At 71.3% G+C, this 24,822-nt stretch carries 24 protein-coding genes; 12 read left to right on the top strand and 12 right to left on the bottom strand.

Annotation, left to right across the window (positions count from 1 at the left end; genetic code table 11):
* The first annotated feature begins 42 nt into the window (after positions 1 to 42).
* Positions 43 to 2,133 (top strand): methyl-accepting chemotaxis protein, encoded by a 2,091-nt coding sequence (locus ACQPZX_RS08715; RefSeq protein ID WP_433376899.1) that lies wholly within the window; start codon positions 43 to 45, stop codon positions 2,131 to 2,133.
* 3 nt (positions 2,134 to 2,136) lie between these two features.
* Here the strand turns inward: ACQPZX_RS08715 and ACQPZX_RS08710 are convergent, their stop codons facing one another.
* Positions 2,137 to 2,670 carry a dihydrofolate reductase family protein gene (locus ACQPZX_RS08710; RefSeq protein ID WP_433376896.1) on the bottom strand — a complete coding sequence of 178 codons (534 nt, stop codon included), beginning with the start codon at positions 2,668 to 2,670 and terminating at the stop codon, positions 2,137 to 2,139.
* 78 nt (positions 2,671 to 2,748) lie between these two features.
* Between ACQPZX_RS08710 and ACQPZX_RS08705 the strand changes: the two genes are divergently transcribed.
* From ACQPZX_RS08705 to ACQPZX_RS08695, 3 genes are all read left to right on the top strand, one after another.
* A complete protein-coding gene (locus tag ACQPZX_RS08705) occupies positions 2,749 to 3,990 on the top strand; it encodes an MFS transporter (RefSeq protein WP_433376893.1) in 1,242 nt (413 codons plus the stop codon).
* Between the two features lie 13 nt (positions 3,991 to 4,003).
* Positions 4,004 to 5,410, top strand: coding sequence for a glutamate--tRNA ligase (gltX, locus tag ACQPZX_RS08700; RefSeq protein ID WP_433376890.1), 1,407 nt, complete (start codon positions 4,004 to 4,006; stop codon positions 5,408 to 5,410).
* A 397-nt stretch (positions 5,411 to 5,807) separates the two neighbouring features.
* Complete coding sequence (locus ACQPZX_RS08695) at positions 5,808 to 6,452, top strand: hypothetical protein (RefSeq protein WP_433376887.1); 645 nt, start codon at positions 5,808 to 5,810, stop codon at positions 6,450 to 6,452.
* 679 nt (positions 6,453 to 7,131) lie between these two features.
* Here the strand turns inward: ACQPZX_RS08695 and ACQPZX_RS08690 are convergent.
* From ACQPZX_RS08690 to ACQPZX_RS08675, 4 genes are all read right to left on the bottom strand, one after another.
* Complete coding sequence (locus tag ACQPZX_RS08690) at positions 7,132 to 7,905, bottom strand: hypothetical protein (RefSeq protein ID WP_433376885.1); 774 nt, start codon at positions 7,903 to 7,905, stop codon at positions 7,132 to 7,134.
* On the bottom strand, positions 7,902 to 8,378 hold the full coding sequence (locus tag ACQPZX_RS08685; protein ID WP_433376882.1) for an RNA polymerase sigma factor: 477 nt from the start codon (positions 8,376 to 8,378) through the stop codon (positions 7,902 to 7,904). The genes ACQPZX_RS08690 and ACQPZX_RS08685 overlap by 4 nt, the downstream gene beginning before the upstream one ends.
* Positions 8,379 to 8,424: 46 nt before the next feature.
* Positions 8,425 to 8,979 carry a TetR/AcrR family transcriptional regulator gene (locus tag ACQPZX_RS08680; protein ID WP_433376880.1) on the bottom strand — a complete coding sequence of 185 codons (555 nt, stop codon included), beginning with the start codon at positions 8,977 to 8,979 and terminating at the stop codon, positions 8,425 to 8,427.
* A gap of 69 nt (positions 8,980 to 9,048) precedes the next feature.
* Entirely contained in the window at positions 9,049 to 9,279 is a 231-nt protein-coding gene (locus ACQPZX_RS08675) for a hypothetical protein (RefSeq protein WP_433376877.1), read from the bottom strand.
* A gap of 298 nt (positions 9,280 to 9,577) precedes the next feature.
* Here ACQPZX_RS08675 and ACQPZX_RS08670 point away from each other — a divergent pair, with 298 nt between their 5' ends.
* The 5 genes from ACQPZX_RS08670 (at position 9,578) to fabF (ending at position 14,346) form a co-directional block, all read left to right on the top strand.
* A complete protein-coding gene (locus ACQPZX_RS08670) occupies positions 9,578 to 10,771 on the top strand; it encodes a PucR family transcriptional regulator (RefSeq protein ID WP_433376874.1) in 1,194 nt (397 codons plus the stop codon).
* Positions 10,772 to 10,926: 155 nt separating this feature from the next.
* Entirely contained in the window at positions 10,927 to 11,871 is a 945-nt protein-coding gene (locus ACQPZX_RS08665; RefSeq protein WP_433376871.1) for an ACP S-malonyltransferase, read from the top strand.
* Positions 11,868 to 12,821 carry a beta-ketoacyl-ACP synthase III gene (locus tag ACQPZX_RS08660; RefSeq protein WP_433376868.1) on the top strand — a complete coding sequence of 318 codons (954 nt, stop codon included), beginning with the start codon at positions 11,868 to 11,870 and terminating at the stop codon, positions 12,819 to 12,821. The genes ACQPZX_RS08665 and ACQPZX_RS08660 overlap by 4 nt, the downstream gene beginning before the upstream one ends.
* A 54-nt stretch (positions 12,822 to 12,875) precedes the next feature.
* On the top strand, positions 12,876 to 13,118 hold the full coding sequence (locus ACQPZX_RS08655) for an acyl carrier protein (RefSeq protein ID WP_020516670.1): 243 nt from the start codon (positions 12,876 to 12,878) through the stop codon (positions 13,116 to 13,118).
* Between the two features lies 1 nt (position 13,119).
* Complete coding sequence (gene fabF / locus ACQPZX_RS08650; protein WP_433376865.1) at positions 13,120 to 14,346, top strand: beta-ketoacyl-ACP synthase II; 1,227 nt, start codon at positions 13,120 to 13,122, stop codon at positions 14,344 to 14,346.
* Positions 14,347 to 14,394: 48 nt separating this feature from the next.
* Here fabF and ACQPZX_RS08645 read toward each other — a convergent pair whose 3' ends face one another.
* The 3 genes from ACQPZX_RS08645 to ACQPZX_RS08635 form a co-directional block, all read right to left on the bottom strand.
* On the bottom strand, positions 14,395 to 15,345 hold the full coding sequence (locus tag ACQPZX_RS08645) for a hypothetical protein (protein ID WP_433376863.1): 951 nt from the start codon (positions 15,343 to 15,345) through the stop codon (positions 14,395 to 14,397).
* 79 nt (positions 15,346 to 15,424) lie between these two features.
* The gene (locus ACQPZX_RS08640; RefSeq protein WP_433376861.1) at positions 15,425 to 17,116 is read right to left on the bottom strand and encodes a glycoside hydrolase family 3 protein; all 1,692 of its coding nucleotides are present in this window, start codon (positions 17,114 to 17,116) and stop codon (positions 15,425 to 15,427) included.
* A 120-nt stretch (positions 17,117 to 17,236) separates the two neighbouring features.
* Positions 17,237 to 17,728 (bottom strand): DUF3145 domain-containing protein, encoded by a 492-nt coding sequence (locus ACQPZX_RS08635; RefSeq protein ID WP_433376858.1) that lies wholly within the window; start codon positions 17,726 to 17,728, stop codon positions 17,237 to 17,239.
* Positions 17,729 to 17,960: 232 nt separating this feature from the next.
* Here ACQPZX_RS08635 and ACQPZX_RS08630 point away from each other — a divergent pair, with 232 nt between their 5' ends.
* Positions 17,961 to 18,287 (top strand): hypothetical protein, encoded by a 327-nt coding sequence (locus ACQPZX_RS08630; protein WP_433376856.1) that lies wholly within the window; start codon positions 17,961 to 17,963, stop codon positions 18,285 to 18,287.
* A 787-nt stretch (positions 18,288 to 19,074) separates the two neighbouring features.
* Here the strand turns inward: ACQPZX_RS08630 and ACQPZX_RS08625 are convergent.
* A complete protein-coding gene (locus ACQPZX_RS08625) occupies positions 19,075 to 19,695 on the bottom strand; it encodes a carbonic anhydrase (RefSeq protein WP_433376853.1) in 621 nt (206 codons plus the stop codon).
* A 195-nt stretch (positions 19,696 to 19,890) separates the two neighbouring features.
* Here ACQPZX_RS08625 and ACQPZX_RS08620 point away from each other — a divergent pair, with 195 nt between their 5' ends.
* On the top strand, positions 19,891 to 20,835 hold the full coding sequence (locus ACQPZX_RS08620) for an alpha/beta fold hydrolase (protein ID WP_433376851.1): 945 nt from the start codon (positions 19,891 to 19,893) through the stop codon (positions 20,833 to 20,835).
* Here ACQPZX_RS08620 and ACQPZX_RS08615 read toward each other — a convergent pair.
* Together ACQPZX_RS08615 and ACQPZX_RS08610 are read right to left on the bottom strand one after the other, a co-directional pair.
* Positions 20,832 to 21,278, bottom strand: a complete 447-nt coding sequence (locus ACQPZX_RS08615) for an SRPBCC family protein (protein ID WP_433376848.1) — start codon at positions 21,276 to 21,278, stop codon at positions 20,832 to 20,834. The two genes, ACQPZX_RS08620 and ACQPZX_RS08615, sit on opposite strands and share 4 nt — an antisense overlap.
* The gene (locus ACQPZX_RS08610) at positions 21,275 to 21,598 is read right to left on the bottom strand and encodes an ArsR/SmtB family transcription factor (RefSeq protein WP_433376845.1); all 324 of its coding nucleotides are present in this window, start codon (positions 21,596 to 21,598) and stop codon (positions 21,275 to 21,277) included. Before ACQPZX_RS08610 ends, ACQPZX_RS08615 begins: the two co-directional genes overlap by 4 nt.
* Before the next feature lie 91 nt (positions 21,599 to 21,689).
* Here ACQPZX_RS08610 and ACQPZX_RS08605 point away from each other — a divergent pair, with 91 nt between their 5' ends.
* On the top strand, positions 21,690 to 23,810 hold the full coding sequence (locus tag ACQPZX_RS08605; protein WP_433376842.1) for a HelD family protein: 2,121 nt from the start codon (positions 21,690 to 21,692) through the stop codon (positions 23,808 to 23,810).
* Here the strand turns inward: ACQPZX_RS08605 and ACQPZX_RS08600 are convergent.
* On the bottom strand, positions 23,797 to 24,708 hold the full coding sequence (locus ACQPZX_RS08600) for an SMP-30/gluconolactonase/LRE family protein (RefSeq protein WP_433376839.1): 912 nt from the start codon (positions 24,706 to 24,708) through the stop codon (positions 23,797 to 23,799). The genes ACQPZX_RS08605 and ACQPZX_RS08600 overlap by 14 nt on opposite strands.
* Positions 24,709 to 24,822 lie beyond the last annotated feature (114 nt).

Raw genomic sequence — 24,822 nt, 5'->3', positions numbered from 1 at the left:
CCTCAGCATGCTCAGACCGGTGCCGATAGGTACTGGGTGAAGATGAGTCACCGTTTGCTCGCACTCGGCCTGGGCGGGGTGCTCAGCACGGCCGCGGTGCTCGTCGCGGTCGGCGCCTGGGAGAGCGGCGAGTTCGCCGAGAACACCCAGTCCGAGGTGCGGGCCCAGAGCACCGAGAACCTCGACGGCACGACCGACGACGTCACCGCGCTGGTGAGCTCGGTCGGCGACGACGTGCAGAGCCTGGTCAACCAGCAGATGACCGCCTCCGACGTGTTCCTGGCCCAGCGCGGCGGCGCCCGCCTCAGCGACGCGACCACCACGTGGACCGCCACCAACCAGGTGACCAAGGCCAAGAAGACCGTCACCGTCCCGCGGATGACCATCGAGGGCACCACGCTGAACGGCAACACCGATCAGTCCGGCGGGCGCTTCGTGGAGCAGACGAAGGACCTGGTGGGCGGGGAGATCACCGTCTTCCAGCGGATCAACGACGCCGGCGAGCTGCTGCGGGTCGACACCACGATCAAGGGCAACGTCGGCACCTACATCCCGGCCGTCGGCGCCGATGGCAAGGCGAACGCGGTGGTCACCGCGATCAAATCGGGCAAAGGCTACCGAGGCGTCGCGCAGGTCGTGGGCGTCCCGTTCATCACCGGGTACGACCCGATCAAGGACTCGTCCGGCAAGGTGATCGGCGCGCTGTTCGCCGGTGTGCCGCAGGCCGACGCGCTGGCGAGCCTGAAGACGGCGATCGCCGGGGTGAAGGTCGGCGAGAACGGCTGGACCTCGGTCTACAGCACCTCGGCGGCGGACGCCGGCCGGGTGGTCGCCTCCAGCATCGACGGCCAGGTCGGCGAGACCGTGCTGGACGCGACCGACACCAGCGGCAAGAAGTACGTCGAGGAGATCGTCGCGAAGGCGCCGACGCTCGGGGACGGCGAAACCTGGCGGACCACCTACACCCTGCCGGGCGCCGCGAACGGCAAGGCCGGCTCCACCACGACCACCGTGGCGTACTACAAGCCGTACAACTGGGCGATCACGATCGGCGGCTACGACGCCGACGCCGAGGGCGCGATCGAGGCGGTCCGCGACGGGCGGCGCGACATGCTGTTCACGTTCGTGCTGGCCGCGATCCTGCTGGCGGTGGCCGGCGGCATCATGGCGGTCGTGCAGGCCCGCAGCATCGCGGGGCGCCTGCGGAAGCTGACCGACGGGCTGTCCCGGCTCGCCCACCGCGACCTCACGGTCAAGGTCGACGTGCACGGCACCGACGAGATCGCGGTGGCCGGCGAGGAGCTGAACACGGCCGTCGCCGAGCTGCGCAACCTCATGACCGAGGTGACGAGCGCGTCGCATGAGGTGTCCACGGCCGCCCAGCACGTGGCCGCCAACGGTGGGGTGCTCTCGTCGTCGGCGGACGCCGCGGCGACCCGGGCCGGGTCGGTCAACATGGCGGCCGAGGGCGTCTCCAGCGTCGTGCAGACCGTCGCGGCCGGCGCCGAGGAGATGGGCGCCTCGATCTCCGAGATCTCGCACAACGCCCAGGACGCCGCGCAGGCCGGCCGGGACGGCGTGCAGCTGACCGCGGCCGCCGCCGGCGTCATCGCCGAGCTGCGCGGCTCGACCGCCCAGATCGCCGACGTGGTGCGGCTGATCGCCAGCATCGCCGAGCAGACCAACCTGCTCGCCCTGAACGCGACGATCGAGGCGGCCCGGGCCGGCGAGACCGGCAAGGGCTTCGCCGTGGTCGCCAACGAGGTCAAGGAGCTGGCCCAGGAGACGGCCCGGGCGACCGAGGACGTGACCGCGCGGGTCTCGGCGATCGAGGGCGACACCACCCGGGCGGTCTCCGCGATCGAGGCCATCACGGCCCGGATCGCGCAGGTCAACGACTACCAGACGGCGATCGCGGCGGCCGTGGAGGAGCAGGCCGCGACGACCGCCGAGATGGCGCGCAACATCGCCGAGGTGGCCTCGGGCAGCCGGGACATCGCCGAGGGCATCGGCGTGGTCAGCGGCGCGGTGGAGGGCACCCGGCAGACGGTGACCGCCTCGCACGAGGCGGCCGGCGAGCTGAACGCCACCGCCAGCCGCCTGACCGGCCTGGTCGGCCGCTTCACCGTCTAGGGATCAGGCCGGGACGTACGTGATGACCTCGACGCCGGTCGTCGTCTTCCAGCTGTCTGTCAGCGTCAGGGCGATCTTGGTGCCGTCGTCCCAGAGCTTGCGGCCCTCGCCCTGCACGACCGGGTAGATCATGATGCGGTACTCGTCGATCAGGTTGTGCTTACTCAGGTAGTTGACCAGCGACGCGCTGCCGTTGATCAGCAGGTTGCCCGGCTCGGTCTTCAGCTTGGCCACCGCGTCGGCGACCTCGCCCTGAAGGAACGTCGCGTTCCACTCCGGCGTGGTGAGCGTGGTGGTGGCGACGTGCTTGGGCATCGAGTTCATCTTCTTGCCGAAGTCGCCGGTCCCGGCCTCCATCTGCGGCCAGGCCGCCTTGAAGCCCTCGTACGTCTTGCGGCCCAGCAGCAGCGCGTCGGCCTCGGCCAGGTTGGAAGCCTGCCAATTGGCCAGTTCGTCGTTGAAATAGGGCCCGCTCCAGGCCGGCTCCTCGAAGACGCCGTCCAGCGTCACGTACTCGACCGCGACAACCTTTCCCATCGGCACATCATGCCCCATTCGCGCTCTCGTCAAGCTGTCTGACATTCCGTAAGCTCTGCGCTACGGAGAGGAGGCTCGATGACCGTGACCCACGGAGCTCCCGCGCTCGCCGAGCCCGTCGTCCCGGTCCGGCGCCTCTGGATCGGCCTGCTCTTCGCCGCCAACCTCGGCCTCTGGATGGCGTATTACACGCCCCTGCAAGTGCTGTTGCCCGAGCAGATCGAGGACCTCGGCGTCGCGCACAAGGAGATCTGGCTCGGCGTGGTCACCGGCATCGGCGCGATCGTCGCCGTGGTGGTCAACCCGGTCGCCGGCGCCCTCTCCGACCGCACCCGCCCGCGCCTGTTCGGCCGCGAGTACGGCCGCCGGCACATCTGGACCGCCTCCGGAGCGCTGCTCGCCTTCATCTGCCTGCTCGTGCTCGCGGTGGCGCCCAACCTCTTCTGGATCACGGTCGCCTGGGCCGTCGCCAACGTCGGCATCAACATCATGCTGGCCACGCTGACCTCGGCCGTCCCCGACCGGGTGCCGGTCGACCAGCGCGGCCTGGTCTCCGGCTGGATCGGCATGCCGGTCGCGCTCGGCCTGGTGCTCGGCGCCATCCTGGTCACCGCCGTGGTCACCACCCCGTCGCCGGGTTACCTGATCATCGCGATCGGCCTGCTCCTGCTGGTCGCGCCGTTCGTCCTGCGCACGCCGGACGACCCGCTGGGCGATGCGGTGGTCAAAAAGGCGAGCTTCCGGCTCGACCTGCGCGGCAACCCCGACTTCGCCTGGGCCTGGGTCACCCGGTTCCTGGTCATGCTCGGCAACGCGCTCGGCACGCTGTACCTGCTGTATTTCCTCACCGACGCGGTCAAGCTCGACGACCCCGAGGGCGGCCTGCTCTCGATGATCCTGCTGTACACGGTCGGCATGATCGGCACGGCGATGCTCGGCGGCTGGCTCTCCGACCGGGCCGGCAAGCGCAAGGTCTTCGTGGTCTGGTCCGGCGTGATCATCGCGGTCGCCGCCATGCTGCTGGCCCTCTGGCCGACCTGGCCGGTCGCCCTGGTCGCGTCGGTGCTGTTCGGCGCGGGCTTCGGCGTCTACCTCGCCGTCGACACCGCGGTCGTCACGCAGGTGCTGCCGGCCGCCACCGACCGCGCCAAGGACATCGGCGTCATCAACATCGCGCCCTCTGTCTCCCAGGCGCTCGGCCCGGTGCTGGCCGCCCCGGTCGTCGCCTACCTGGGCGGCTATCCGACGCTGTTCGCCCTCACCGCGGTCACGAGCCTCGCCGGGGCACTGGCCGTGCTGAAGATCCGCTCGGTGGCCTAGGTACCCTTAGGCGGTGACTGTTCGCGTACGTTTCGCCCCGTCCCCGACCGGCATGTTCCACGTCGGCGGCGCCCGCTCGGCGCTGCAGAACTGGATCTATGCCAAGCAGCACGACGGCGTCTTCGTGCTCCGCATCGAGGACACCGACGCCGCACGTAACCGTCCCGAGTGGACTGAGGGCATCCTCTCGGCGCTCGACTGGATCGGCATCGAGCGGGGCACGTACGAAGGGCCCCACTACCAGTCCTCCTACGCGGCCGACCACACCGCCGCGGCCACCCGCCTCTACGGCGAGGGCAAGGCGTACTACTGCGGCTGCAAGCGCGAGGACGTCATCGCCCGCACCGGCAACCAGCACTCCGGCTACGACGGCTTCTGCCGCGACAAGGAGCTCGGCCCCGGCGACGGCCGCGCGCTGCGCTTTCGCACGCCCGACGAGGGCGAGACGGTGGTGGAGGATCTGGTTCGCGGCAAGCCGACCTTCGAGAACAAGCTGATCGAGGACTTCGTCATCGCCCGCGGCGACGGTTCCCCGCTGTTCCTGCTGGCCAACGTCGTCGACGACATGACCATGGGGATCACCCACGTGATCCGCGCCGAGGAGCACCTGCCCAACACGCCCAAGCAGCAGATGCTGTGGGAGGCGCTGGGCCACGCCGCGCCGGTGTGGGCGCACGTCCCCGTGATCGTCAACGAGAAGCGGCAGAAGCTGTCGAAGCGCCGCGACAAGGTCGCCCTCGAGTCGTACCGCGACGAGGGCTATCTGGCCGCCGCGATGAAGAACTATCTGATGCTGCTCGGCTGGGCGCCCTCCGGCGACCGCGAGATCGTCCCGTGGCAGGTCATCGAGGACGAATTCCGCATCGAGGACGTCAACCACGCCTCGGCGTTCTTCGACGTCAAAAAACTGCGGGCCTTCAACGGCGACTACATCCGCGCGCTCGCCCCCGACGAGTTCGCCGCCTGCTGCGCGCCGTGGCTGCAGGGCACCGATACGATTCCCGCCCCGCCGTGGCGTCCGGAGGCATTCGACATCCAGGTCTTCACCGCGGTCGCGCCGCTCGCGCAGACTCGCATCGCGGTGCTGTCCGAGATCGTGGATTACGTCGACTTCCTCTTCCTCGACGAGCCGGCCCGCGACGAGGCCTCCTGGGCCAAGGCGATGAAGGGTGACGCCGCCGAGATCCTGGAGGCGACCGCGACCGCCTTCGAGGCCCTCGACGACTGGTCGGCCGAGCCGCTCAAGGCCGCCCTCGAGCAGGTCGGCCTGGCCCGCGAGCTGAAGCTGGGCAAGACCCAGGCGCCGGTGCGGGTGGCGGTGACGGGACGCTCGGTGGGACTTCCGCTCTTCGAGTCGATCGAGGTTCTGGGTCGCGAGCGCACGCTGCGTCGCTTGCGCTCCGCGCGCACCGAGCTTTAAAAGGCCTTTCGCGTACGGGGTGAGCACGGTTTTTTCGTGACGCCGCTCACCCCGGAAACGTTGCACGCCGTTCTCAACTTTTCGTCTTTATCGCAATCGCCGCCTCGCACGCCATCGCTTGCCGTCGTTCCGGTAACGAAAACGTCTGAGCGGGTGACCGGGCCCCCATGTCCTTGCTCGGACTGGGTACTATTCGGCCGCTGATCAACGGCCGCTGTCGTCTCTTCGGTCATCCCCAGATGGCTCCAATTCGTCCGGCTCGAGATGCGCCCGGACGCTCGTCCGGGGAGGCTGAAGGGGCCTCGGCCGGGCCGCGATCCACCGTCGCGGCGCGACCAGCGGCGCGCGAAGCCATGTCCACCACGGGGCGGGAGGCCGGACGATGGTTCGAGGGGCGATGACACGCTTGCTGTCGGCGGCCGGGGCGATTGCCGTCGCCGGCGCGCTCGCGCTAGGGACTGCCCCCGCGGCACAGGCCGCGCCGAAACCCGCCGCCAAGCCGACCAGCGTCCAGATCAAGGGCGGCGAGGTCTCCGGCACGCTCATCGTCGATCCCACGGACGGCGCACGCCTCTTCGACACGCTGCTGGCCGAGGTCAACTGGATGGCGACGGCCAAGCCGCAGACGGTCGCGCCGCAGGCCACCAAGCTCGGCCCGAAATACACGCTGACCGTGATGGCCAAGACCGTCCCGCTGCAGGTCTACGACCTGTACCCGATGGCGGCCGGCGGTCCCCGGGCGCACCGCCCGGCCAACCAGCCCAGCGGCAAGAAGGCCGACGGCTGGTTCTACGGCCGCCTGACGATGTCCGAGACGCTGCGCCTGAGCGGCGTGCCCCTCAAGCCCAAGCCCGACGTGGTCAACGGCGGCATCGGCGGCGGCGTGGGCGAGGACATCAACGTCGACGACCTCGACCCGGTGGCCGGCGTCAACGGCTTCCTGAGCCGCATGCGAGAGCTGCTGCTGCTCAACGGCGCCGTGCTGATCGTCATCCTGTTCGGCCTGGCCGGCATAGCATTCTTGATCCGCCGCCGCGTCTAGGCACGTGTCGGGGCCCGAGGCCCGCTCGAATACGGCCAGCCGCCAGCTCTCGCCGGCTGCGGCGACGGCCCGGATTGCGCCGCGGCCTCTTGAAAGCCGCTAACCGCCTCCGGCCCGTCAATCTTGATGAACCGCCGATCGCCGCGAACAGCAACTCGTCAACCACTGAGCCCCGCCCCCCATCACACCGGAAATATCCGGATATTTCCGGTCGCGGCCGACGGGTTCCCACGATGAGGTCCGCGCGTCAACCACACGATCTGCGCGACCCGGTCGCCCACCGCGTCTACCACATCCGCCGCCCGCAGCCGTCATCCGCAGCGGGTTATCCACAGCGGCGACTTATCCACAGCGCACCGGTCCCGCCGCCCCCGATCTCGCGACTTTCCGACGAAAATGACCAGCGGGGGCTCCCCCTGGGAGGGCGGGGTCGGCAGGGCGGGGTCCGCAGGGCGGGGTCCGCAGGGCGGGGTCCGCAGGGCGAGGTCCGCAGGGCGAGGTCCGCAGGGCGAGGTCCGCAGGGCGGGGTCCGCAGGGCGAGGTCCGCAGGGCGGGGTCCGCAGGGCGAGGTCCGCAGGGCGAGGTCCGCAGGGCGGGGTCCGCAGGGCGGGGCCGGCAGAAGCGCGGGGCCGGCAGAAGCGCGGGGCCGGCGAGGGCGGGGTCGGCGAGGGGGTCGGCTTCAGTCGGCCGGCAGGGGCACCGGAACCTTGAAGGCGGGGCACGCGCCCGACGACGGGCCGGAGCACTGCTCCGCGGCGCCGAAGGCGTCGAAGAAGCGCCGGTCGGTGGCGATCTGCTCGATCTGGGCGCCGGTCAGGCCGGGCTTTCCGTTCGAGGCGTTGTCGGTGCCGCGCTCGCCGGTGGCCATCACGGCGACCGTGCGGCCGTCGGTGATGCGCCGGGCGATGGTCTGGTGCACCTGCCAGTCGAGGTCGCGGTCGTCGTCGTAGCGGACGTACTCGATGCCGGCCGGCGCCCACTCGGTCTTCGCGCATTTGCCGGGGGCAGCGAGCACTGGGAAGCACAGGTCCTCGGCGACCGTGTACACGGCGACCTCGACCGTGCCGCGCGGCTTGCCGTCCTGGTCGACGACCGAGTACTGGCGCCAGCCGCTGCCGCGCTCGGGCGGCCGGGGGTAGATGTGCATCTTGCGGCCGTCGACGATCGGGGCGATCAGCGCGAGCACCGGGTCGGCGACGGTCGAGGGCAGCGGCACGGCGCTGGAGGCCACCCCAGCCGGCGGAGAAGCGTTCTTGCCGGGCATGAGAGTGGTCGTGAGGGCGTACCCCGTCGCCACGATAACGGCCGTCACCGCGACGCCGGCGGCGACCAGCGCCTGGGTGCGACGGCGGCGCAGCCGGTCGGCGCGGCGGAAGACCGCGTCGATCTCGTCGCCGAGCTGGGGCTCGCCGTCGAGGACGTGCTCGAGGAGACGGTTCAGCTGCACGGTCATCCGGCCAGCGCCGCCTCGGAGTCGGTGAGCAGCTGCTCGAGGGCGGCCAGGCCGGCCCGCTCGTAGGCGGCGACCCGCTCGTCGTCGAGGTCGAGCATGGCGCCGACGGCGTCCACGTCGAAGCCGTCCCAGTGCCGCAGCACCAGCACCGCCCGGCAGCGCGGCGCGAGCTTGTGCAGGGCGTCGAGCAGCAGGATCGACTCGGCTTCGACGCCTTCGGCGCCGGCGGAGGCCACGAAGACGTGCTCGCGGCGGCGGTTCCGGCGGCGGCAGGCTTCCATGAGATCCGCGTACGCGTAGACGTCCGGGTCGGCGACGGCGCCCCTCCGGGTATCGGCCACCACCCTGGCCAGGCAGGCTTCGGTGAGCTCGGTGGCCAGTTCCCAGTCGCCGCACATCAGGAACGCGGTACGGCGCAGGTGCGGGAGGCGGCTGGTCACGAAATCGCGCAGACCATCATCGTCGCCGGACATGGTCCCTTTATAGGGAAATATGCGCAGCTACGTTGGTAAACGGGGATCAGGTCGCCCGGACGGCGACTTCCACCAGGCGTACGAGATCGGCCAGATCCTCGTCGAAGTCGCGCTCCCCCGCCTCGCCGGGGAGACCGCCGGGGAGGCCGCCGGTGACCTCGCCGGTCGCGTAGCCCAGCAGGAACGCGCAGATCATCCGGGCCAGCCGGGGTATCCGGTCGGCGGGCACGCCGGCGTCGTGCAGGATCGCGCGCAGGGCCGCGGTGAGCCAGGACGCCGACGCGGCCGCCGCCGACCGGTTCAGCAGCAGCGGAAACGCGCCGGGGTGGGCGTACGCGAGCTGCCGGACCGCGCGGCCCAGCGCGAGCAGCCGCGGGCGCCAGTCGTTGTCCGCGCCTTCGCCGACAACGGAGCCCAGCTCCTGGTGCAGCAGGTCGACCAGACCGTCGAGCAGCGCGTCCTTGCCACCCACGTACGGGTAGAGCGCCATCGAGGTCAGCCCGACCCTCTCGGCCACGGCACGCATCGACATGGCGGCCAGACCGCGCTCGTCGACCAGCGCGAGCGCCTGGTCCAGGATCAGCCGTCTCTTGTCGTCCACACCTCACCGTGTCGAAGCCGCGGCCCGCATGCGCCGGGGCACGCCGGGCGGCTCACTCAACCGGGTGAGTCAGCACCAACGGCCGGGTGGGCGGCCTCTGCCGGTGGATTTGCGGCGCGGGCGCACCGCCCCGTGCAGATGGGCTCCCGCCCAGCCCCGCAACTCGGTGCGGCAGCCCATGCGGCTCGGTACGGGCGGCTCGTCCTCGACGGCGGGCGACGCCATCGGCAGGATCGGCTGTGCGTCCTCGAGCGCTGGATCGATGTCGGCGCGCAGCGGTCCGTTCTCCGGTTCCGTCATCTCGCCTCCCCCAACCTTCACGCGGTGTCACATCGGCGTCGTGGCGCCCGGCTTTACCTTCCGGCCGGGTGAGCCGGGCAACGCTAATGCGCCACCATGCCAGGTCACCGACCGGAATCGCGGGAGGGGCGCACCGCTATCCCGGCAAATAACTCAAACTGGGACATAGAGCCCGCGCATTTGCTGGCATATGCCCCTCCACCTGCGGTCTTGGTCGTTGCCGGACGGAACGACCCCGAGCGGGACAGAGCGGTTCCGAGGAGGCGATTCCGGCCCCGAGCGTGGCAGGCTGTGGTCCGTGGCAGAGAGCGTACGACCCGCCGGGACGGCCAAACCCCCGCTCGCCGCCACCCTGCGCCGCATCGAGCGCAACGCCGGCGCGCTCGCCAGCTCGGCCGTCGCCCGCATGGACGAGACGCTCCCCTGGTTCCGCGCGCTCCCGGCCGACCAGCGCTCCTGGGTCATGCTGGTCGCCCAGGCCGGCGTCCGCTCGCTGGTCGAGTGGCTCCGCTCGGGCGGCGCGGTCGCCACCACCCAGGAGATCTCCGACGAGGTCTTCGCGGCGGCGCCCCGCGCGCTGGCCCGGTCGATCACGCTGACCCAGGCGGTCCAGCTGATCAAGGTGACCATCGACGTGGCCGAGTCCGAGGTCGGCGAGCTGGCCGCGGCCGGCGAGGAGGAGGCCCTCCTGCAGGCCATCCTCAAGTTCTCCCGCGAGATCGCCTTCTCGGCCGCGCGGGTCTACGCGCGGGCCGCCGAGTCGCGCGGCGCCTGGGACGCCCGGCTGCAGGCCATGCTGGTCGACGCGCTGCTGCGCGGCGACTCCTCGGACGTGCTGGCCAGCCGGGCGGCCGCGCTGGGCTGGGCGGACGCGCCGCCGGTAGCGGTGGTGGTGGGCCGCTCCCCGGGTGGCGAGATCACCTCGGTGCTGCACGCCGTCTACCGCGCCGCCCGCCGCGCCCGGCTCGAGGTGATCGGCGGCGTGCACGGCGACCGCCTCGTCGTGGTGATGGGCGGGGTGACCGACCCGGCGGCGAGCGCCACCGCGCTGGCGTCCAGCTTCGGCGAGGGTCCGGTCGTGGTCGGCCCGGCGGTGCCCTCGCTCGACCAGGCCACCGAGTCGGCCCGGGCCGCGCTGGCCGGGTTCCGCGCGGCCGGCGCCTGGCCCGGCGTGCCCAACCCGGTGGCCGCCGACGATCTGCTGCCCGAGCGCACGCTCGCCGGTGACATGGCCGCCCGGCGCATGCTGCGCCACGATGTGTACGGCGCCCTGCACCGCGCCGGCGGCGGCCTGCTCGACACGCTGGACGCCTTCTTCGCGGCGGGCGGGGTGCTGGAGAGCGCGGCCCGCGAGCTGTACGTACACCCCAACACCGTCCGGTACCGGCTTAAGCGGGTCGCCGAGGTGACCGGCCTCTCCCCCCTCGACGGGCGGGACGCGTTCGCGCTGCGGCTCGCGATGACGATCGGCCGGCTCGACCCTGCGACCTAAATCACCGAGCACTCGTTCATGTTTCACACCCCATCAAATGGGGCGCAAATGGGGTACTGAGAAGGGCCTTTTGTAGGATCCCTACAACGGTGGTCGTAGGGTTTCGTTGCCGCCGTCAACCGCGTTACCCCTCCGTATCCGGAAGAGTCAGAACCGTGCTCGCCGTACTCTCGCCCGGCCAGGGCTCCCAGAAGCCCGGCTTCCTGACCCCCTGGCTCGGCCTCCCCGACTCCGAGTCCCGCCTGCGGGAGTGGTCCGCCCTGTGCGGGGCCGACCTGCTCCACCTCGGCACCGACGCCGACGCCGACGAGATCAAGGACACCGCCCGCACCCAGCCGCTGCTGGTCGCGGCGGCGCTGCTGGCCGCCGAGCACCTCGGACTGGCCGCGAGCGGCGCCGAGGTCGGCGTGGTCGCCGGCCACAGCGTCGGCGAGCTCGGCGCGGCCGCCCTCGCCGGGGTGCTGTCCGCCGACACCGCCATCACGCTGGCCGGTGTCCGCGGGCGAGAGATGGCCGCGGCCTGCGCGCTCGAGCCCACCGGCATGAGCGCGGTCCTCGGCGGCGACCCCGCCGATGTCGTGGGCACCATCGAGCGGCACGGCCTCTACCCGGCCAACCGCAACGGCGCCGGCCAGATCGTGGCGGCCGGCTCGCTGGACGGGCTGGCCAAGTTCGCCGCCGAGCCGCCGGCCAAGGCGCGGGTCATCGCGCTCCAGGTCGCCGGGGCGTTCCACACGCCGTACATGAAGCCGGCCGAAACCGCCCTCGGCGCCTTCGCCGCCGGCGTGACGGTGACCGACCCCGCACGCACGTTGCTCTCCAACCTCGACGGCGCCGCCGTCGCGCAGGGTGGCGAGATGCTTCAGCGCCTGGTCCGCCAGGTCACCGCGCCGGTCCGCTGGGACCTGTGCATGCGCACGCTCAAGGAGCTCGGCGTCACCGGCGTCATCGAACTGCCGCCGGCCGGCACCCTGGCGGGCCTGATCAAGCGCGAGCTCAAGGGCGACGGCGCCCCCGAGATCGTCACCCTGAACACCCCGGAAGACCTGCCCGCCGCTCGCGACCTGATCGCCCGGCACGGTAATGGAGGAGCAGCATGACAGCCGCGGGTTCCCGCATCGTCGCGCTCGGGCACTACCAGCCCTCGCGCATCGTGACCAACGACGACCTGGCCAGCACCATCGACACCAACGATGCGTGGATCAAGGACAGGGTCGGCATCGCCGAGCGGCGCATCGCCGGGGCGGAGACCGTCGCCGACATGGCCACGTACGCCGCGGAGAAGGCGCTGGCCAACTCGGGCCTGACGGCCGCCGACATCGACCTCGTCACGGTCGCCACCTGCACCTCGATCGACCGGTGCCCGAACGTCGCGACCCGGGTCGCCGCCCGGCTGGGCATCACCGCCCCGGCCGCGTACGACCTGAACACCGCGTGCTCCGGCTTCTCGTACGCGCTCGGCACCGCCGACCACGCGATCCGGGCCGGCGCGGCCCGCAACGCCCTCGTGATCGGCGCCGAGAAGCTCTCCGACGTCACCGACTGGACCGACCGCACCACCGCGGTCCTCTTCGGCGACGGCGCCGGCGCGGCCGTGGTCGCCGCGGTGCCCGAGGGCGAGCAGGCCGGCATCGGCCCGGTGCTCTGGGGCTCGGCGCCCGACAAGGGCGACGTGCTCAAGATCGAGGGCTGGCAGCCGTACATCCAGCAGGAGGGCCAGATCGTCTTCCGCTGGGCCACCACCGCGCTCGCCCCGTTCGCGCTCGAGACCTGCGAGAAGGCCGGTGTCGCCGTGTCCGAGCTGGCCGCGTTCATCCCGCACCAGGCCAACACCCGGATCATCGACGGCATCGTGAAGCGGCTCGGCCTCGGCCCGGAGGTGGTCGTCGCCAAGGACCTGGTCGAGTCGGGCAACACCTCCGCGGCGAGCATCCCGCTGGCCCTGTCCAAGCTGGTCGAGCGCCGCGAGGTGCCCTCGGGCGCCCCGGTCCTGCTCTTCGGCTTCGGCGGCGGCCTCACCTACGCCGGTCAGGTCGTCCGCTGCCCGTGACGGGCGGCGCGACCCAGCCGGAACACCACCACCATTGAGAGGAATACCCAAGAAATGGCAACTCGCGAAGAGATCACTTCCGGCCTCGCCGAGATCCTGGAGGAGGTCGCCGGGGTGAACCCGGACGACGTCGCCGAGGAGAAGTCCTTCACCGACGACCTGGACGTCGACTCGCTGTCCATGGTCGAGGTCGTGGTGGCTGCCGAGGAGAAGTTCGGCGTCAAGATCCCCGACAACGAGGTGCAGAACCTCAAGACCGTCGGGGACGCCGTTTCCTACATCGAGGCGAATCACTGACATGAGCAATGTAGACGTCGTCGTCACCGGGCTCGGCGCGACGACCCCGTTGGGCGGGGACGTCGCGTCCACCTGGGACGCAATGGTCGCCGGCCGCTCCGGGGTGGGTTCGCTCACCCAGGAGTGGGCGGCCCAGCTCCCGGTACGCATCGCCGCTGAGCTCGCCGTGGAACCGTCCGAGGTCATCGAGCGGGTCCGCCTGCGCCGCCTGGACCGCTCCGAGGCGATCGCGCTGATCGCCGCGAAGCAGGCCTGGGCCGACGCCGGCCTCGAGGACGCCGGGGTCGACCCCGAGCGCCTCGCGGTCAGCATCGGCAGCGGCATCGGCGGGGCCACCACGCTGCTCAACCAGGACGACATCCTGGAGCAGTCCGGCCCCCGCCGGGTCAGCCCGCACACCGTTCCGATGCTCATGCCGAACGGCCCGGCCGCCCACGTCGGCCTGGAGTTCGGCGCCAAGGCCGGCGTTCGCGCCGTGGCCAGCGCGTGCGCCACCGGCGCGGAGGCGATCGCGCTCGGCCTCGACCTGATCCGGGCCGGCCGCGCCGACGTGGTGATCGCCGGCAGCACGGAGGCCGTCGTGCACCCGCTGCCGATCGCCGGTTTCGCCTCGATGCGCGCCATGTCGACGCGCAACGACGAGCCGGAGAAGGCGTCCCGCCCCTGGGACAAGAACCGTGACGGGTTCGTCCTCGGCGAGGGCGCCGGCGCGGTCATCCTGGAGCGCGCCGACCACGCCGCGGCCCGCGGCGCCCGGGTCTACGCGCGCCTGGCCGGCGCCGGCATCACCTCCGACGGGTACGACATCGTCCAGCCCGACCCGGAGTGCGCCGGCGGCATCCGCGCCATGCAGATGGCGCTCACCGACGCCGGCCTGACCGGCGCCGACATCAAGCACGTCAACGCCCACGCCACCTCCACCCCGGTCGGCGACATGGGCGAGATCAAGGGCATCCGGGTGGCCATCGGCGACCACCCGGTCGTCACGTCGACCAAGTCGATGACCGGCCACCTGCTCGGCGCGGCCGGCGCGCTCGAGTCGATCGCCACGATCCTGGCCATCCGGGACAGTGTCGTGCCGCCCACGATCAACCTCGACGACCCCGACGACCGGCTGGATCTGGACGTGGCAGCCCTCAAGTCACGTCCGCTCGACATCCCGGCCGCGGTGAACAACTCGTTCGGCTTCGGCGGTCACAACGTGGCGCTGGTCTTCGCCCGCGCCTGACGCTCGATTTCGACCTGTGGGAGCGGCCCCTGCGGGGCGCTCCCACAGTCATGTGGTCAGCGAGATCTGGAAGCCGGAGCCGGCCGGCTTGGCGCTGCCCGTCACCGAGAATTTCAGGTCGCCGGAGCTGGACCGGTCCGCGAGGTCGGCCGTCCAATGCACGAAGCCGTCGCCGGACAGCGAGACGGTCAGCCCGCTGAGCACCTCGGTGACCTTCGGCGTGATCGTCGGGTACTCGGCGATCGACCACTTCACCCGTGACTTGGTGCCCGGTACGTCGAGCTGGAACGGACATCCCCGCGGCTGCGGGCTGCTGCTGGTCGCGCATTTGTCGAGCGCCTGCTCGACGCCGGTCTGGATCTCCGCGGCGGCGTTCTCGGTCAGTTCCGGCACGCTGAAGGAAACCCCGACCGCCACGCCGCCCATCACCACTTCCGGCACGACGATGAACGACTCCCCCTCGAACATGGCGTTACCCTCCACCGCCACCTCGTACGACCCGGGGAAGACGCCGGTGGTCAGATCCTCGGATCCCAGCGGGACGCCGTTCACGGTGACGGGCCGGCCCCGCGCCCCCGAGACCGAGAGCCCGACGAGCACGTCGCGCAGGCGGTGACCACCGACCACGCTCACCGTCTGCTGGACGGTCACGCCCCGCGCCTGATAGGTGACGTCCACGAGGGCCGCCGCCGAGGTCTGCCGGGCCGCGCCGACCTGGACCGCGGCCGGGCGCCGGACGGGGGCGAGCGCCGCGTCGGTCAGCAGCGGGTCGGCGGCGAAGTCGAAGCCCGGTAGCGGGTCCACGTAGGTCAGAGCCGTTCGCGCGTCACCCGCCACCAGCGCGTCGAAAAAGCCCTGCACCGCCGTCTCGGGGCCGGGCGACGCCGCGACCTTCTCCGAGCCGGCGGCGGCGACCACGATCGCGACGGCGCCGATCGCCGCCACCAGCACGGCGGAGATCGCGAAGGCACGGCCGCGGGTGCGAGGTGAGAGACTCATCGGTCCCCCCGAGTTCGACGCTGAGTCAGCCGCAGGCTACCCGTGGGCCACCCGCGCCGACAGACATCGAACGGTCTGACTATCGACAGGCGGAGGCGGGCAGCCCGGGCACGGCCACCGGCGACCTTCCGGTCGCCTTCGCCTTACCGGCGATCACCGCGGCCAGGGCGGTCAGCGACAGCTTGCTTGACGAGTACGTGGCGAGCAGCGCCGGGGACTTCGCGGAAGCCAGCAGGTACGGCGTGTCCATCATCACCGTCACGGCCGCCGTCGAGCTCAGGTCGGCGGCCTTGTCGCCGTACCCGACGAGGTGTATGACCTTGCCACCCGCGGCCTGGACGTTCACGCCCGCCGCCTGCAACGCCCGCACCAGGTTGACCCGGGCGACCTCGCGGCCCTCGGCCGCGCTGACCGTGACCGGGCCGGTGAGCAACGGGCCGGTGCACGCACCGCGCAGGACGGTGACCGACGCCGCGTCCAGCGCGGAAACCGCCTGCTGGTGGGCCGCCGATCCGACGACGGAGAGGTCGGGCCTCGCGGCCGTACGCGCCTTCAGCGTCAGGATCCGCGTCGCGGCCTCGACCAGCCGCTCCCGCTTGAGCGTGCCGCTCTTGAGCCCGGCCACGATGCCGTCCCGGGCGGCCGTGATGTTCGGCGGCATCAGCAGCATGTCGTTGCCCGCGTTCAGCGCGCGCACCGCGGCCTCGCCGGCCGGCCACTTCATGGCGGGCGGCATGTTCATGGCGTCGGTGATCGCCACCCCGGTGAACTTGAGCTTGCCGCGCAGCTCGTCGGTCATCACCTTGTGCGAGAACGTGGCCGCGGTGCCCTTGTCGAGCGCCTGCACGTCGAGGTGGCCGGACATCACGACGCCGGCGCCCGCGGTCACGCCCGCCTGGAACGGCGGCAGATCCTGCGTGGTCCACTGCTGGGCGTTTTGCGCCACCACCGGCAGGCCCTCGTGGCTGTCGCCGCTGGTGTGGCCGTGGCCCGGGAAGTGCTTGAGGCCGGCCGCCACGCCCGCCGACTGGAGGCCCCGCACGGCCGCGGTGACCTGCGCGGCGTTCGCCTTGGGGTCGGCGCCGAACGAGCGGGAGCCGATCACGGTGTTGGTGGCCGGGCCGAGCGTGTCGGCGACCGGCGCGAAGTCGACGGTGATGCCCATCGCGGCCAGCTCCTCGCCGGCCGCGCGCCAGGCGGCCTCGGTGAGCGGGGGCTGGCCCGCGGCGCCGGCGGCCATCGCCGAGGGCAGCGCGGTCACGCCCTCGGTGATCCGGGTGACGACGCCGTACTCCTGGTCGGTGCCGATCGTCAGCGCCGGGATCCCGGCCTGCTGAGCGGCCGCCTGGAGGCCGTCGGTGAGCTTGCGGACCTGCTGCGGACTCTCCACGTTGGTCGCCGGGTTGGTGGAGCCGGTCGGATCCTGCGCGGTGAAGCCGACCAGGATGAGGCCGCCTAGGTGGAACTTCGCGACCATCTCGGCGGGAGTGTCCACGCCCGCCAGATTCTGGTTGCCGGCCGCCGAGGTCTTGTCCACCGTGGTCGCGTCGCTGCCGTACGCGTACGGCATGAGGACCTGACCGGCCAGATCGGCGTCGCTCATCGCTGCGGCGACGGCCGCGGGGTCACCGGTGGGCGCCCCGCTCGACGGCGCCTGCGTCACGGGCGGCGGTGCGCTCGACGTCGCGGGCGCCGGCGGCTCGTCCTTGCCGCACGACGCGACCAGCAGCGACGTCACCAGCAGAGGAACGGCGACTCGCAGTCTCCTCATCACGTCCGCCATCGAAGCAGTCCAACAGTGCTCGCGCAAATTCGGGGGATATTTCCAAGAAAAACGGTGAGTGTCCGGTTTACGGATGGCGCGCGGCACCCAGGAGCCGGCCCCGCCGCGTCAGCCCACCCGGGTGAGCAGCGTGACCGGGGCGCCGTCGCCCGCGTACCGATAGGGCTCCAGCTCGGCGTCCCACGCCGTGCCGAGCGCCTTCTCGAGCGCATGCGAAAGGGCCTCCGGCGCACGCGCGGAGGCCATGATCGTGCGCAGCCGGTCCTCGCCGATCTGGATGTCCCCGGAAGCGCCCATGATCCCGTGAAAGAGGCCCCGGCCGGGCACGTGCATGAACCGCTCGCCGTCCACGCCCGGGCTTGGCTCCTCGGTCACCTCGAAACGGATCATGGGCCACTGCCGGAGGGCAGCAGCCAGCTCGGCGCCAGTCCCGGCCCGACCGGTCCAGCTGCACTCGGCCCGCCGCGCGCCGGGATCGACGGGCTGCGCGGTCCATTGCAGGTTGACCGGCGCGGTCAGGACGCGCGCGATCGCCCACTCGACGTGCTGGCACACGGCGAGTGGGGTCGAGTGGACGTATACGACGCCACACGTTGGCACGGTGACCTCCCGGAGACCGAGGTGCGTCTTCCCCTACGACCTCGACCGCGGTTGATCGTGTCCCATGATGCCGGTTGGTACGGATGGTGCGCCAGAGAATCGGCAACATCGACATCGGAACTGACGTAGTGGCACACCCATCTCAACGCCTGTACCTGCTCTGACGGCACGGTCCCCGGGGCATCGTGTAGAGTTGCTACGGCCTTTTTTCTGCTTCTCAAGGAGTACCGCCGTGGCGAGCAACACCTCGAAGACCGCCCGCGCATCAGTCCGCGCCGGCCAGGGCACCGGTGGCGCCCTGAGCGTGCTCGGTGAGTACAAATACCTCATCCCGCTCGCCAACGGCCGCTTCGCCTACGTGCGCAACCTGACCAATGGCAAGACCGCGCACCTCAAGACCGACTCAGAGGCTTTCGTCGAGGAGATCCGCATCCTCGCCGCGGCCGGCCACGGCGCCAAGATCCGCGCCGAGCTCGAGTCCCTCGAGGCTGCCAACCCGCAGCACGGCTGGGCCGCCACCGAGAAGCGCCTCGTCGACGCGGGCGTCTTCGAGGGCTGAGCACCAGCGCCCTGATCTGCGCAAAAGGCGCCCCCGGTCCGCCGGAGGCGCCTTTTTCGCGCCCTCTGATCAACATCCCACCAATGATCACCAAGGCACGAACCCGACAAACCCCCCGAATCACACACGATCTTGATGATCTGCCGCGCGCGACGAACACGAACTCATCATCGCCGCGCCGCCCCCCGACTTCGCGTCGCAATCTTGATGAGTTGACGTGCGGGGCGGACGGGAAATCACCATCGCTCGGCCGCCGCAGTGGGCCGGCACCGCTGGACGGCCGCAGCGGCGCAACCGCACGGCGAAGACAGGCGCCGCCTTGATGAGTTGGCGTGCGCGGCGAGCGGGAAGTCATCATCGGTCGGCGCGAGCGGCGGCAGTGGCGGCGACCGCGCGCTCGCCGCCATGGCGCCCAGAGCGCCCACGCACACAGCGAAACGGGCGGCATCACGCTCAGCCACCGACGGCCCGGCCATGGCGACCCAGCGCGACCACCGGCCCAGCGCGACCACCGGCCCAGCGCGACCACCGGCCCAGCGCGACCACCGGCCCAGCGCGACCACCCGCTCAGCGCGACCACCCGCTCAGCGCAACTGGCCGCTCGGAGCGCGAACCCCCACGGCCCGGCCCGTGGCGCTCGGCGCGACCCCGCGGTGAGCGCAAGCTGTCGCACTCGGAGCCCAGCCATGATGCGGCGGGACGGGGCGAACCAGGTGCCTGGCGTTGGCGGGGACGGACATCAGCCCGAGCAGGAGGTGCTTGGCTGCGCCCGTACGATATCGGGCTTTTAGGGCAGGAGATCCACCAAGCCGGTGTCGAGGTCGTAGACCGCGCCCACGACGTCCACGCGGCCGGCTGCCACCGCGTCGGAAACGCCCTCGATCTCTCGCATGCGTGCCACCGTGCGGGTTACGTGGGCGCGCATGGCCTTCTCCGCCACGTCCTGGTCGTCCAGGCCTACCGCGGTGACGGCGGGGGCGATCTGGTCGACCAGGTAGCCGATGTCGCCGGACGGGCGGTCGTCGGTGCGGAGGGCGTCGACGGTGGACTGGACGGCGCCGCAGCGTTTGTGGCCCAGGACCATGATCAGCGGGACGCCGAGCTTGGCCACGGCGAAGCCGACCGAGCCCAGGACGGCGCGGTCGACGACGTGGCCGCCGGAGCGGACAACGCAGATGGAGCCGAAGGTCTGGTCGAAGATCGCTTCGAGGGGGACCCGGGAGTCGATGCAGCCGATGACGACCGCGTGCGGCTGCTGACCGCCGGAGGCCGCGGCCGCGGAGGCGACGCTGTGGCCGTGCTCGGGGCGGGCGCTGACGAAGCGCTTGTTGCCGGCGACCAGCTCGGCGAGCGCGTCGGCGGCGTTGGTGATCGGCGGGGACGGCGGGGCCAGCGGGTCGGTGGTCATGGAGGGAATTCTCGCCGAGTTCGGCCCGGGGAACAGCGAGTGCGAGGCAAGTCACGGAATGCTGATGTACGCGTGGGTTGCGACTGGTCGGGCAAATGGCCATAAATCAGCCTTGGAGGTTGGCGGTGACGCGGATCTCGGGTGATGATTGCTACCCGTGGGTACAACGGGGCCGTGCTACTCGCGGAGGTGCCCATGTCCGAGCGGTCCGTACTGACCCTGCCGGATGGCGTCACTCTCTGCGCGGAAACGTGGGGACCCCAGGACGCGCAGGTCACCGTGGTGTTGCTGCACGGGTGGTGCCTGAGCCGGCGTACGTGGCAGCACCAGATCGCGGCCCTGCAGAGGCTCTCGCCGGCGCCCCGGGTCATCGCCTTCGACGCCCGCGGGCACGGGCGCTCAGGATCGACCCGGCTGGGAGCGGCGACGCTGGGGCAGCTCGGCGACGATCTGGCCGAGGTGCTGCGGCAGATGGCGCCGGAGGGGCCCGTCGTGCTGGCGGGGCACTCGATGGGCGGCATGACGATCATGGAGTACGCGCACGGGCACTCCGATGAGTTCGCCCAGCGGGTCGCGGGGCTGCTCTTCGTGTCGACGACGGCGGAGGGAACAGCCCACACGATGTACGGGCTGCCGCCGCGGCTGGCGGCGCTGATGCGGGCCGGCGAGACGATCGGCGCGGGCGTGCTGGCCCGCTCGGGCGCCTGGCGGCCGCACCGGGCACTGATCCCGGCGCTGCGGCTGCCGCTGCGCTGGCTGCTGTTCGGCGACGACTACGAGGACGCCGCGCTCCGGCTGACCCTGCGGAGCGTGGGGCGGACGACGCTGCGGTCGATCGGCGGCTTCCGCACCTCGATCGGCGAGCAGCAGCGGCTCGACACGCTTGCCCGGCTGGCCGACGTGCCGGCCGCCGTGCTGGTCGGCGACCGGGACCGGCTGACGCCGCCGCCGTGCGCCGAGGGGATCGCCGAGGCCCTGCCCGGCACCGAGCTCACCGTGTTTCCCGGCGCCGGGCACATGCTGATCCTCGAGCGGCACGCCGCGGTCTCCTCCGTGCTGGCGGAGATCGTCGAGCGGGCCGGCGCTCACCGGCGGAAGCCCAAGCGACGGTCCCGTCGCATCGAGGGCCGGGCCGCCTAGAGCGACTTGGCGAGGGCGTCCATCAGCTCCTCGGTGCCCTGCTTGCGCTGGGCGGAGTTGTCCAGGCCGTCGAGGTAAACGCCCTGCTCGGTGACGGTGAAGTCGGTGCCGTCGCCGGACGCCTTGAGCTCGATCGTGGCGACCGAGACCGAGATGCGCTGCCCGTTCATCGACATCTCGTAGGTGTAGACGATCCGCTCGTCCGGCACGATGTCCGTGTAAGTCGCGGAATAGGCGTACGTCGGGCCGTTCTCGAAGCCGGTCTCGGCGGCCTCCCGGCCGCCCTCCCGGAAGTCGAAGGACAGCTGCTTGGTCGCGACGGGACTGCCGAACCACTTGGCCTTGGCCGAGGGATCGGCGAAGGCGCGGAACACCCGGGCGGGCGCGGCGTCGAAATGCCGGTCGATGCGGAAAGTGTCGTGCAGGGCGGAACGCTCGGTCACTGCTCTTCTCCGTTCAGGAATTCTTCGAGGCGGTCGAGGCGGCTCACCCATCCGGCCCGGCGGTCGGCGATCCACTGCTCGGCCGCCTGAAGCGCCTCGGGCTGCAGGCGGCAGGTGCGGACGCGGCCGACCTTCTCGGAGCGGACCAGGCCGCTCTCCTCCAGCACGCGCAGGTGCTGCAGCACCGCCGGCAGCGACATCGTCAGGGGCCCGGCCAGCTCTTTCACCGACGCGGGGCCGCGGCTGAGGCGGTCGACCATCGTGCGGCGGCTCCCGTCAGCGAGAGCGGCATACATCAGGTCGAGCGAATGGTTAAGCACTTGCTTAAGTATCCGCATCCGAACCCGCATGTCAAGAAGCGCTCCCGGCGGAGTAGATTCGATTGCCCCCTTTTTTCACGCAGGGAGAACCTTGAGCGACACCGTCCTGCAGCAAGAGATCGCGGTCGAACAGCAGCACGTGGACCGGGTCTACGCACGCCTCGCCGAGCTCCGCCGGGATGCGTCGCGCGCCGAGAAAGAGGGCTACCAACTGGCCGGCGTCGGCACGTACGGCGCGCTGGTCGAGCGGGACGCGATGGTCTACCACGCGGCCCGGCGCCGGCACGCCCTCGACACCGAGTACGAGGGCCTGGTCTTCGGCCGCCTCGACCTCAAGGCCGGCGCCACCCACTACGTCGGCCGGATGGGCATCCGCGACGAGAGCTCGCAGCCGCTGGTCGTCGACTGGCGGGCGCCCGCCGCGGCGGCCTTCTACCGGGCCACCGCCGCCGAGCCGCTCGGCGTGGTGCGCCGCCGCATGATCCAGTCGAGCCGGGAGAAGGTCACCGGGATCGAGGACGACCTGCTCGATCCCGACGCCGCGCCGCCCGGCATGCGCATCGTCGGCGACGGCGCGCTGCTGGCCAGCCTGTCGAAGGCGACCGGGCGCGGCATGCGCGACATCGTGGCCACCATCCAGCGCGAGCAGGACGAGGCGATCCGCTCCCCCGCCTCCGGGGTGACGATCGTGACCGGCGGCCCGGGCACCGGCAAGACGGCCGTGGCGCTGCACCGCGCGGCGTACCTGCTGTACTCGGACCGCAACCGGTTCGCCGGCGGCGGCATCCTGGTGGTCGGCCCGTCCGGCGTCTTCGTCGAGTACATCGCGACCGTCCTGCCCTCGCTGGGCGAGGAGACGGCGACGCTGCGCTCGCTCGGCTCGCTGGTGGTCGGCTACGACGCCACCCGGGTCGACAGCGGGCCGGTCGCCGCGATCAAGGGCTCGCTGCGCATGCGGCGGGTGCTCGAGCGGGCCTCGCACGACGGCGTCCCGGGCGGGCCGACCGAGCTGCGCCTGCTCTACCGGGGCACGCTGCTGCGGCTGGACGCGCAGGAGCTGGACGCCATCCGGCGCAAGGCGCTGCCGCGGGGCGCGCGGCGCAACGAGGTGCGCGGTCACGGCTTCGACCGGATCTTCGACGCGCTCTGGGCCCAGGCCCGCCAGCACAAGGTCACCGGCCTGCCGGAGAAGGCCGAATTCGAGTCCGAGCTGGCCGACCGCGCCGACTTCCGGGAGTTCCTGAAGGCCTGGTGGCCGCGCTTCACGCCGATGCGGGTGCTGCGCTGGCTCGCCGATCCGGGCCGCTTGCGGAAATACGCCAACGGCGTGCTCTCCCGGGAAGAGATCGCCACTTTGCAGGGGTCCTTCGGGGATGTCCCGACGATCGCCGACGTGGCCCTGCTGGACGAGCTCGACGAGATCCTCGGGCGGCCCCGCCAGGCGCAGAAGAAGACAAAGAACCCGTTCCACGTGCGCGACGGGATCCAGGAGGTCAGCACGTACGCGGACCGTCAGGCGGCGGCCCGCGCCCAGCAGGTGCAGCGCGACGACGACTACCGCGACTACGCGCACGTGGTGGTCGACGAGTCGCAGGACGTCTCGCCGATGCAGTGGCGCATGATCGGCCGCCGCGGGCAGTACGCGTCCTGGACGATCGTGGGCGACCCGGCGCAGACCGCGTGGGCAGGCGATCCCGCCGAGCTGGACCGGTCCCGCGACCGTGCGCTCGGCTCCCGCAAGCGCAACAGCTACGCGCTGACCACGAACTACCGGAACTCGTCGGAGATCTTCGCGGTGGCCGCCCGGGTGATCCGGACGATCATGCCGGACCTGCCGCTGCCGTCGGCCGTGCGCAGCACCGGCGTGGACCCGGTCGACGTGGTCACCGACCGGGCCGGGCTGCCGGGCCTGGTGCGCGAGCTCGCCGAGAAGCAGCTGACCGAGGTCGACGGCACGATCGGGCTGATCACGCCGGTGCCGCGCCGCGACGAGATGGCCGCGTGGGTGGCCGGGCTTGCGGAACGGGTCCAGGTGGTCACGGCACTGGAGGCCAAGGGCATGGAGTACGACTCCGTCGTGCTGATCGAGCCGGCGTCCCTCACTCAGGACCCGGCCGGGATCCGCACCCTCTACGTCGCCCTGTCCCGGGCCACCCAGCGCCTGACCACCGTCGGCACGACGGCCGACTGGGTGCCGGCTACGGGATCTTGATACCGACCGCCGTGTAGGTGGTGTCCGGTGTGGCCGGCGTGGTGAAGCGCGCGTTGGGCAGGTAGAAGCGCTTGCCGTACTCGGCGATCGTGGTCGGGACGTCGAACGCCTTGTCGGTGGTGCTGGAGACGACCTTGCCCTTGGTGGCGTCCTTGTCGAGCTGGATCTTGGTGATCACGTTCAACCGGTTCTGCACGACGTAGAGGGTGTTGCCGCGCAGCCAGAGGCCGTCGCCGTTGAGCACGTCCCGGCCGCCGAGGTCGATCTCCCTGGACTTGCCGTTGTAGCCGACCTTGAAGAGCCGGCCGGTGTTGGACTGCACCACGATCAGCGCCTTGCCGTCCGGGGTCTCGGCGATGCCGTTGGCGTTGTTGCCGGTGGCGTAGACCATGTCGCCGGTGATCGGCACGCGGACGGCTTTGCCGGGAAGACCCTTTCGAGAGCCGAGCGGCAGCTTGAACAGCACCGGGTTGGTGGAGTCGGTGAACCACGCGGCATCGCCGGTGAGCACCACGTCGTTGATGAACGACGGCGAGGTCTGCAGGGTGTACGACTTGAGCACCTTGCCGTTGTGGGTGTCGACGACGCGGGCGTTGCCGCCGCTGCCGCCGGCCACGAACAGGCGCTCCTGCTTGTCGATCTTCAGACCGAGCGACGGGGTGCCGGGCCCCTGGGTGATCACGCGGCGCTCGCCGGTGACCAGGCCGACCCGGAGGATGTCGCCGTCGAGGCGGGAGCCGAAGTAGGCGTACGGACGCTCGCCGATGGCGATGCCTTCCGGCTGGAAGCCGTTCGGGAGCTTGAGGACGGTGGTGGAGGAAGAAGCCACCGCCGGCGGCGCGCCGACGAGGACGGCCAGGACAGTGGAGATGACAATCGCGAGAGTACGTCTGGACACGGATTATCCCTTTCCAGGCGGAGCTATGGGTTGTCAGTGATTGCATACCCCGCCGGATCCGGTTCGGTTCGGGTTGCACATATAGCGATGTACGCATACATTGGCCGAAGCGGG

It is taken from the genome of Actinoplanes sp. CA-142083 (genome assembly GCF_050942195.1).
Lineage (GTDB): Bacteria > Actinomycetota > Actinomycetes > Mycobacteriales > Micromonosporaceae > Actinoplanes.
This window is presented reverse-complemented; position numbering and strand designations above follow the sequence as displayed.

Excerpts from the sequence above, each read along its gene's own strand:
- ACQPZX_RS08715 (WP_433376899.1), top strand. The coding sequence starts at position 43 with ATGAGTCACCGTTTGCTCGCACTCGGCCTGGGCGGGGTGCTCAGCACG.
- ACQPZX_RS08710 (WP_433376896.1), bottom strand. The coding sequence starts at position 2,670 with ATGGGAAAGGTTGTCGCGGTCGAGTACGTGACGCTGGACGGCGTCTTC.
- ACQPZX_RS08705 (WP_433376893.1), top strand. The coding sequence starts at position 2,749 with ATGACCGTGACCCACGGAGCTCCCGCGCTCGCCGAGCCCGTCGTCCCG.
- ACQPZX_RS08695 (WP_433376887.1), top strand. The coding sequence starts at position 5,808 with ATGACACGCTTGCTGTCGGCGGCCGGGGCGATTGCCGTCGCCGGCGCG.
- ACQPZX_RS08690 (WP_433376885.1), bottom strand. The coding sequence starts at position 7,905 with ATGACCGTGCAGCTGAACCGTCTCCTCGAGCACGTCCTCGACGGCGAG.
- ACQPZX_RS08685 (WP_433376882.1), bottom strand. The coding sequence starts at position 8,378 with ATGTCCGGCGACGATGATGGTCTGCGCGATTTCGTGACCAGCCGCCTC.
- ACQPZX_RS08675 (WP_433376877.1), bottom strand. The coding sequence starts at position 9,279 with ATGACGGAACCGGAGAACGGACCGCTGCGCGCCGACATCGATCCAGCG.
- ACQPZX_RS08660 (WP_433376868.1), top strand. The coding sequence starts at position 11,868 with ATGACAGCCGCGGGTTCCCGCATCGTCGCGCTCGGGCACTACCAGCCC.
- ACQPZX_RS08655 (WP_020516670.1), top strand. The coding sequence starts at position 12,876 with ATGGCAACTCGCGAAGAGATCACTTCCGGCCTCGCCGAGATCCTGGAG.
- fabF (WP_433376865.1), top strand. The coding sequence starts at position 13,120 with ATGAGCAATGTAGACGTCGTCGTCACCGGGCTCGGCGCGACGACCCCG.
- ACQPZX_RS08645 (WP_433376863.1), bottom strand. The coding sequence starts at position 15,345 with ATGAGTCTCTCACCTCGCACCCGCGGCCGTGCCTTCGCGATCTCCGCC.
- ACQPZX_RS08640 (WP_433376861.1), bottom strand. The coding sequence starts at position 17,116 with ATGAGGAGACTGCGAGTCGCCGTTCCTCTGCTGGTGACGTCGCTGCTG.
- ACQPZX_RS08625 (WP_433376853.1), bottom strand. The coding sequence starts at position 19,695 with ATGACCACCGACCCGCTGGCCCCGCCGTCCCCGCCGATCACCAACGCC.
- ACQPZX_RS08620 (WP_433376851.1), top strand. The coding sequence starts at position 19,891 with ATGTCCGAGCGGTCCGTACTGACCCTGCCGGATGGCGTCACTCTCTGC.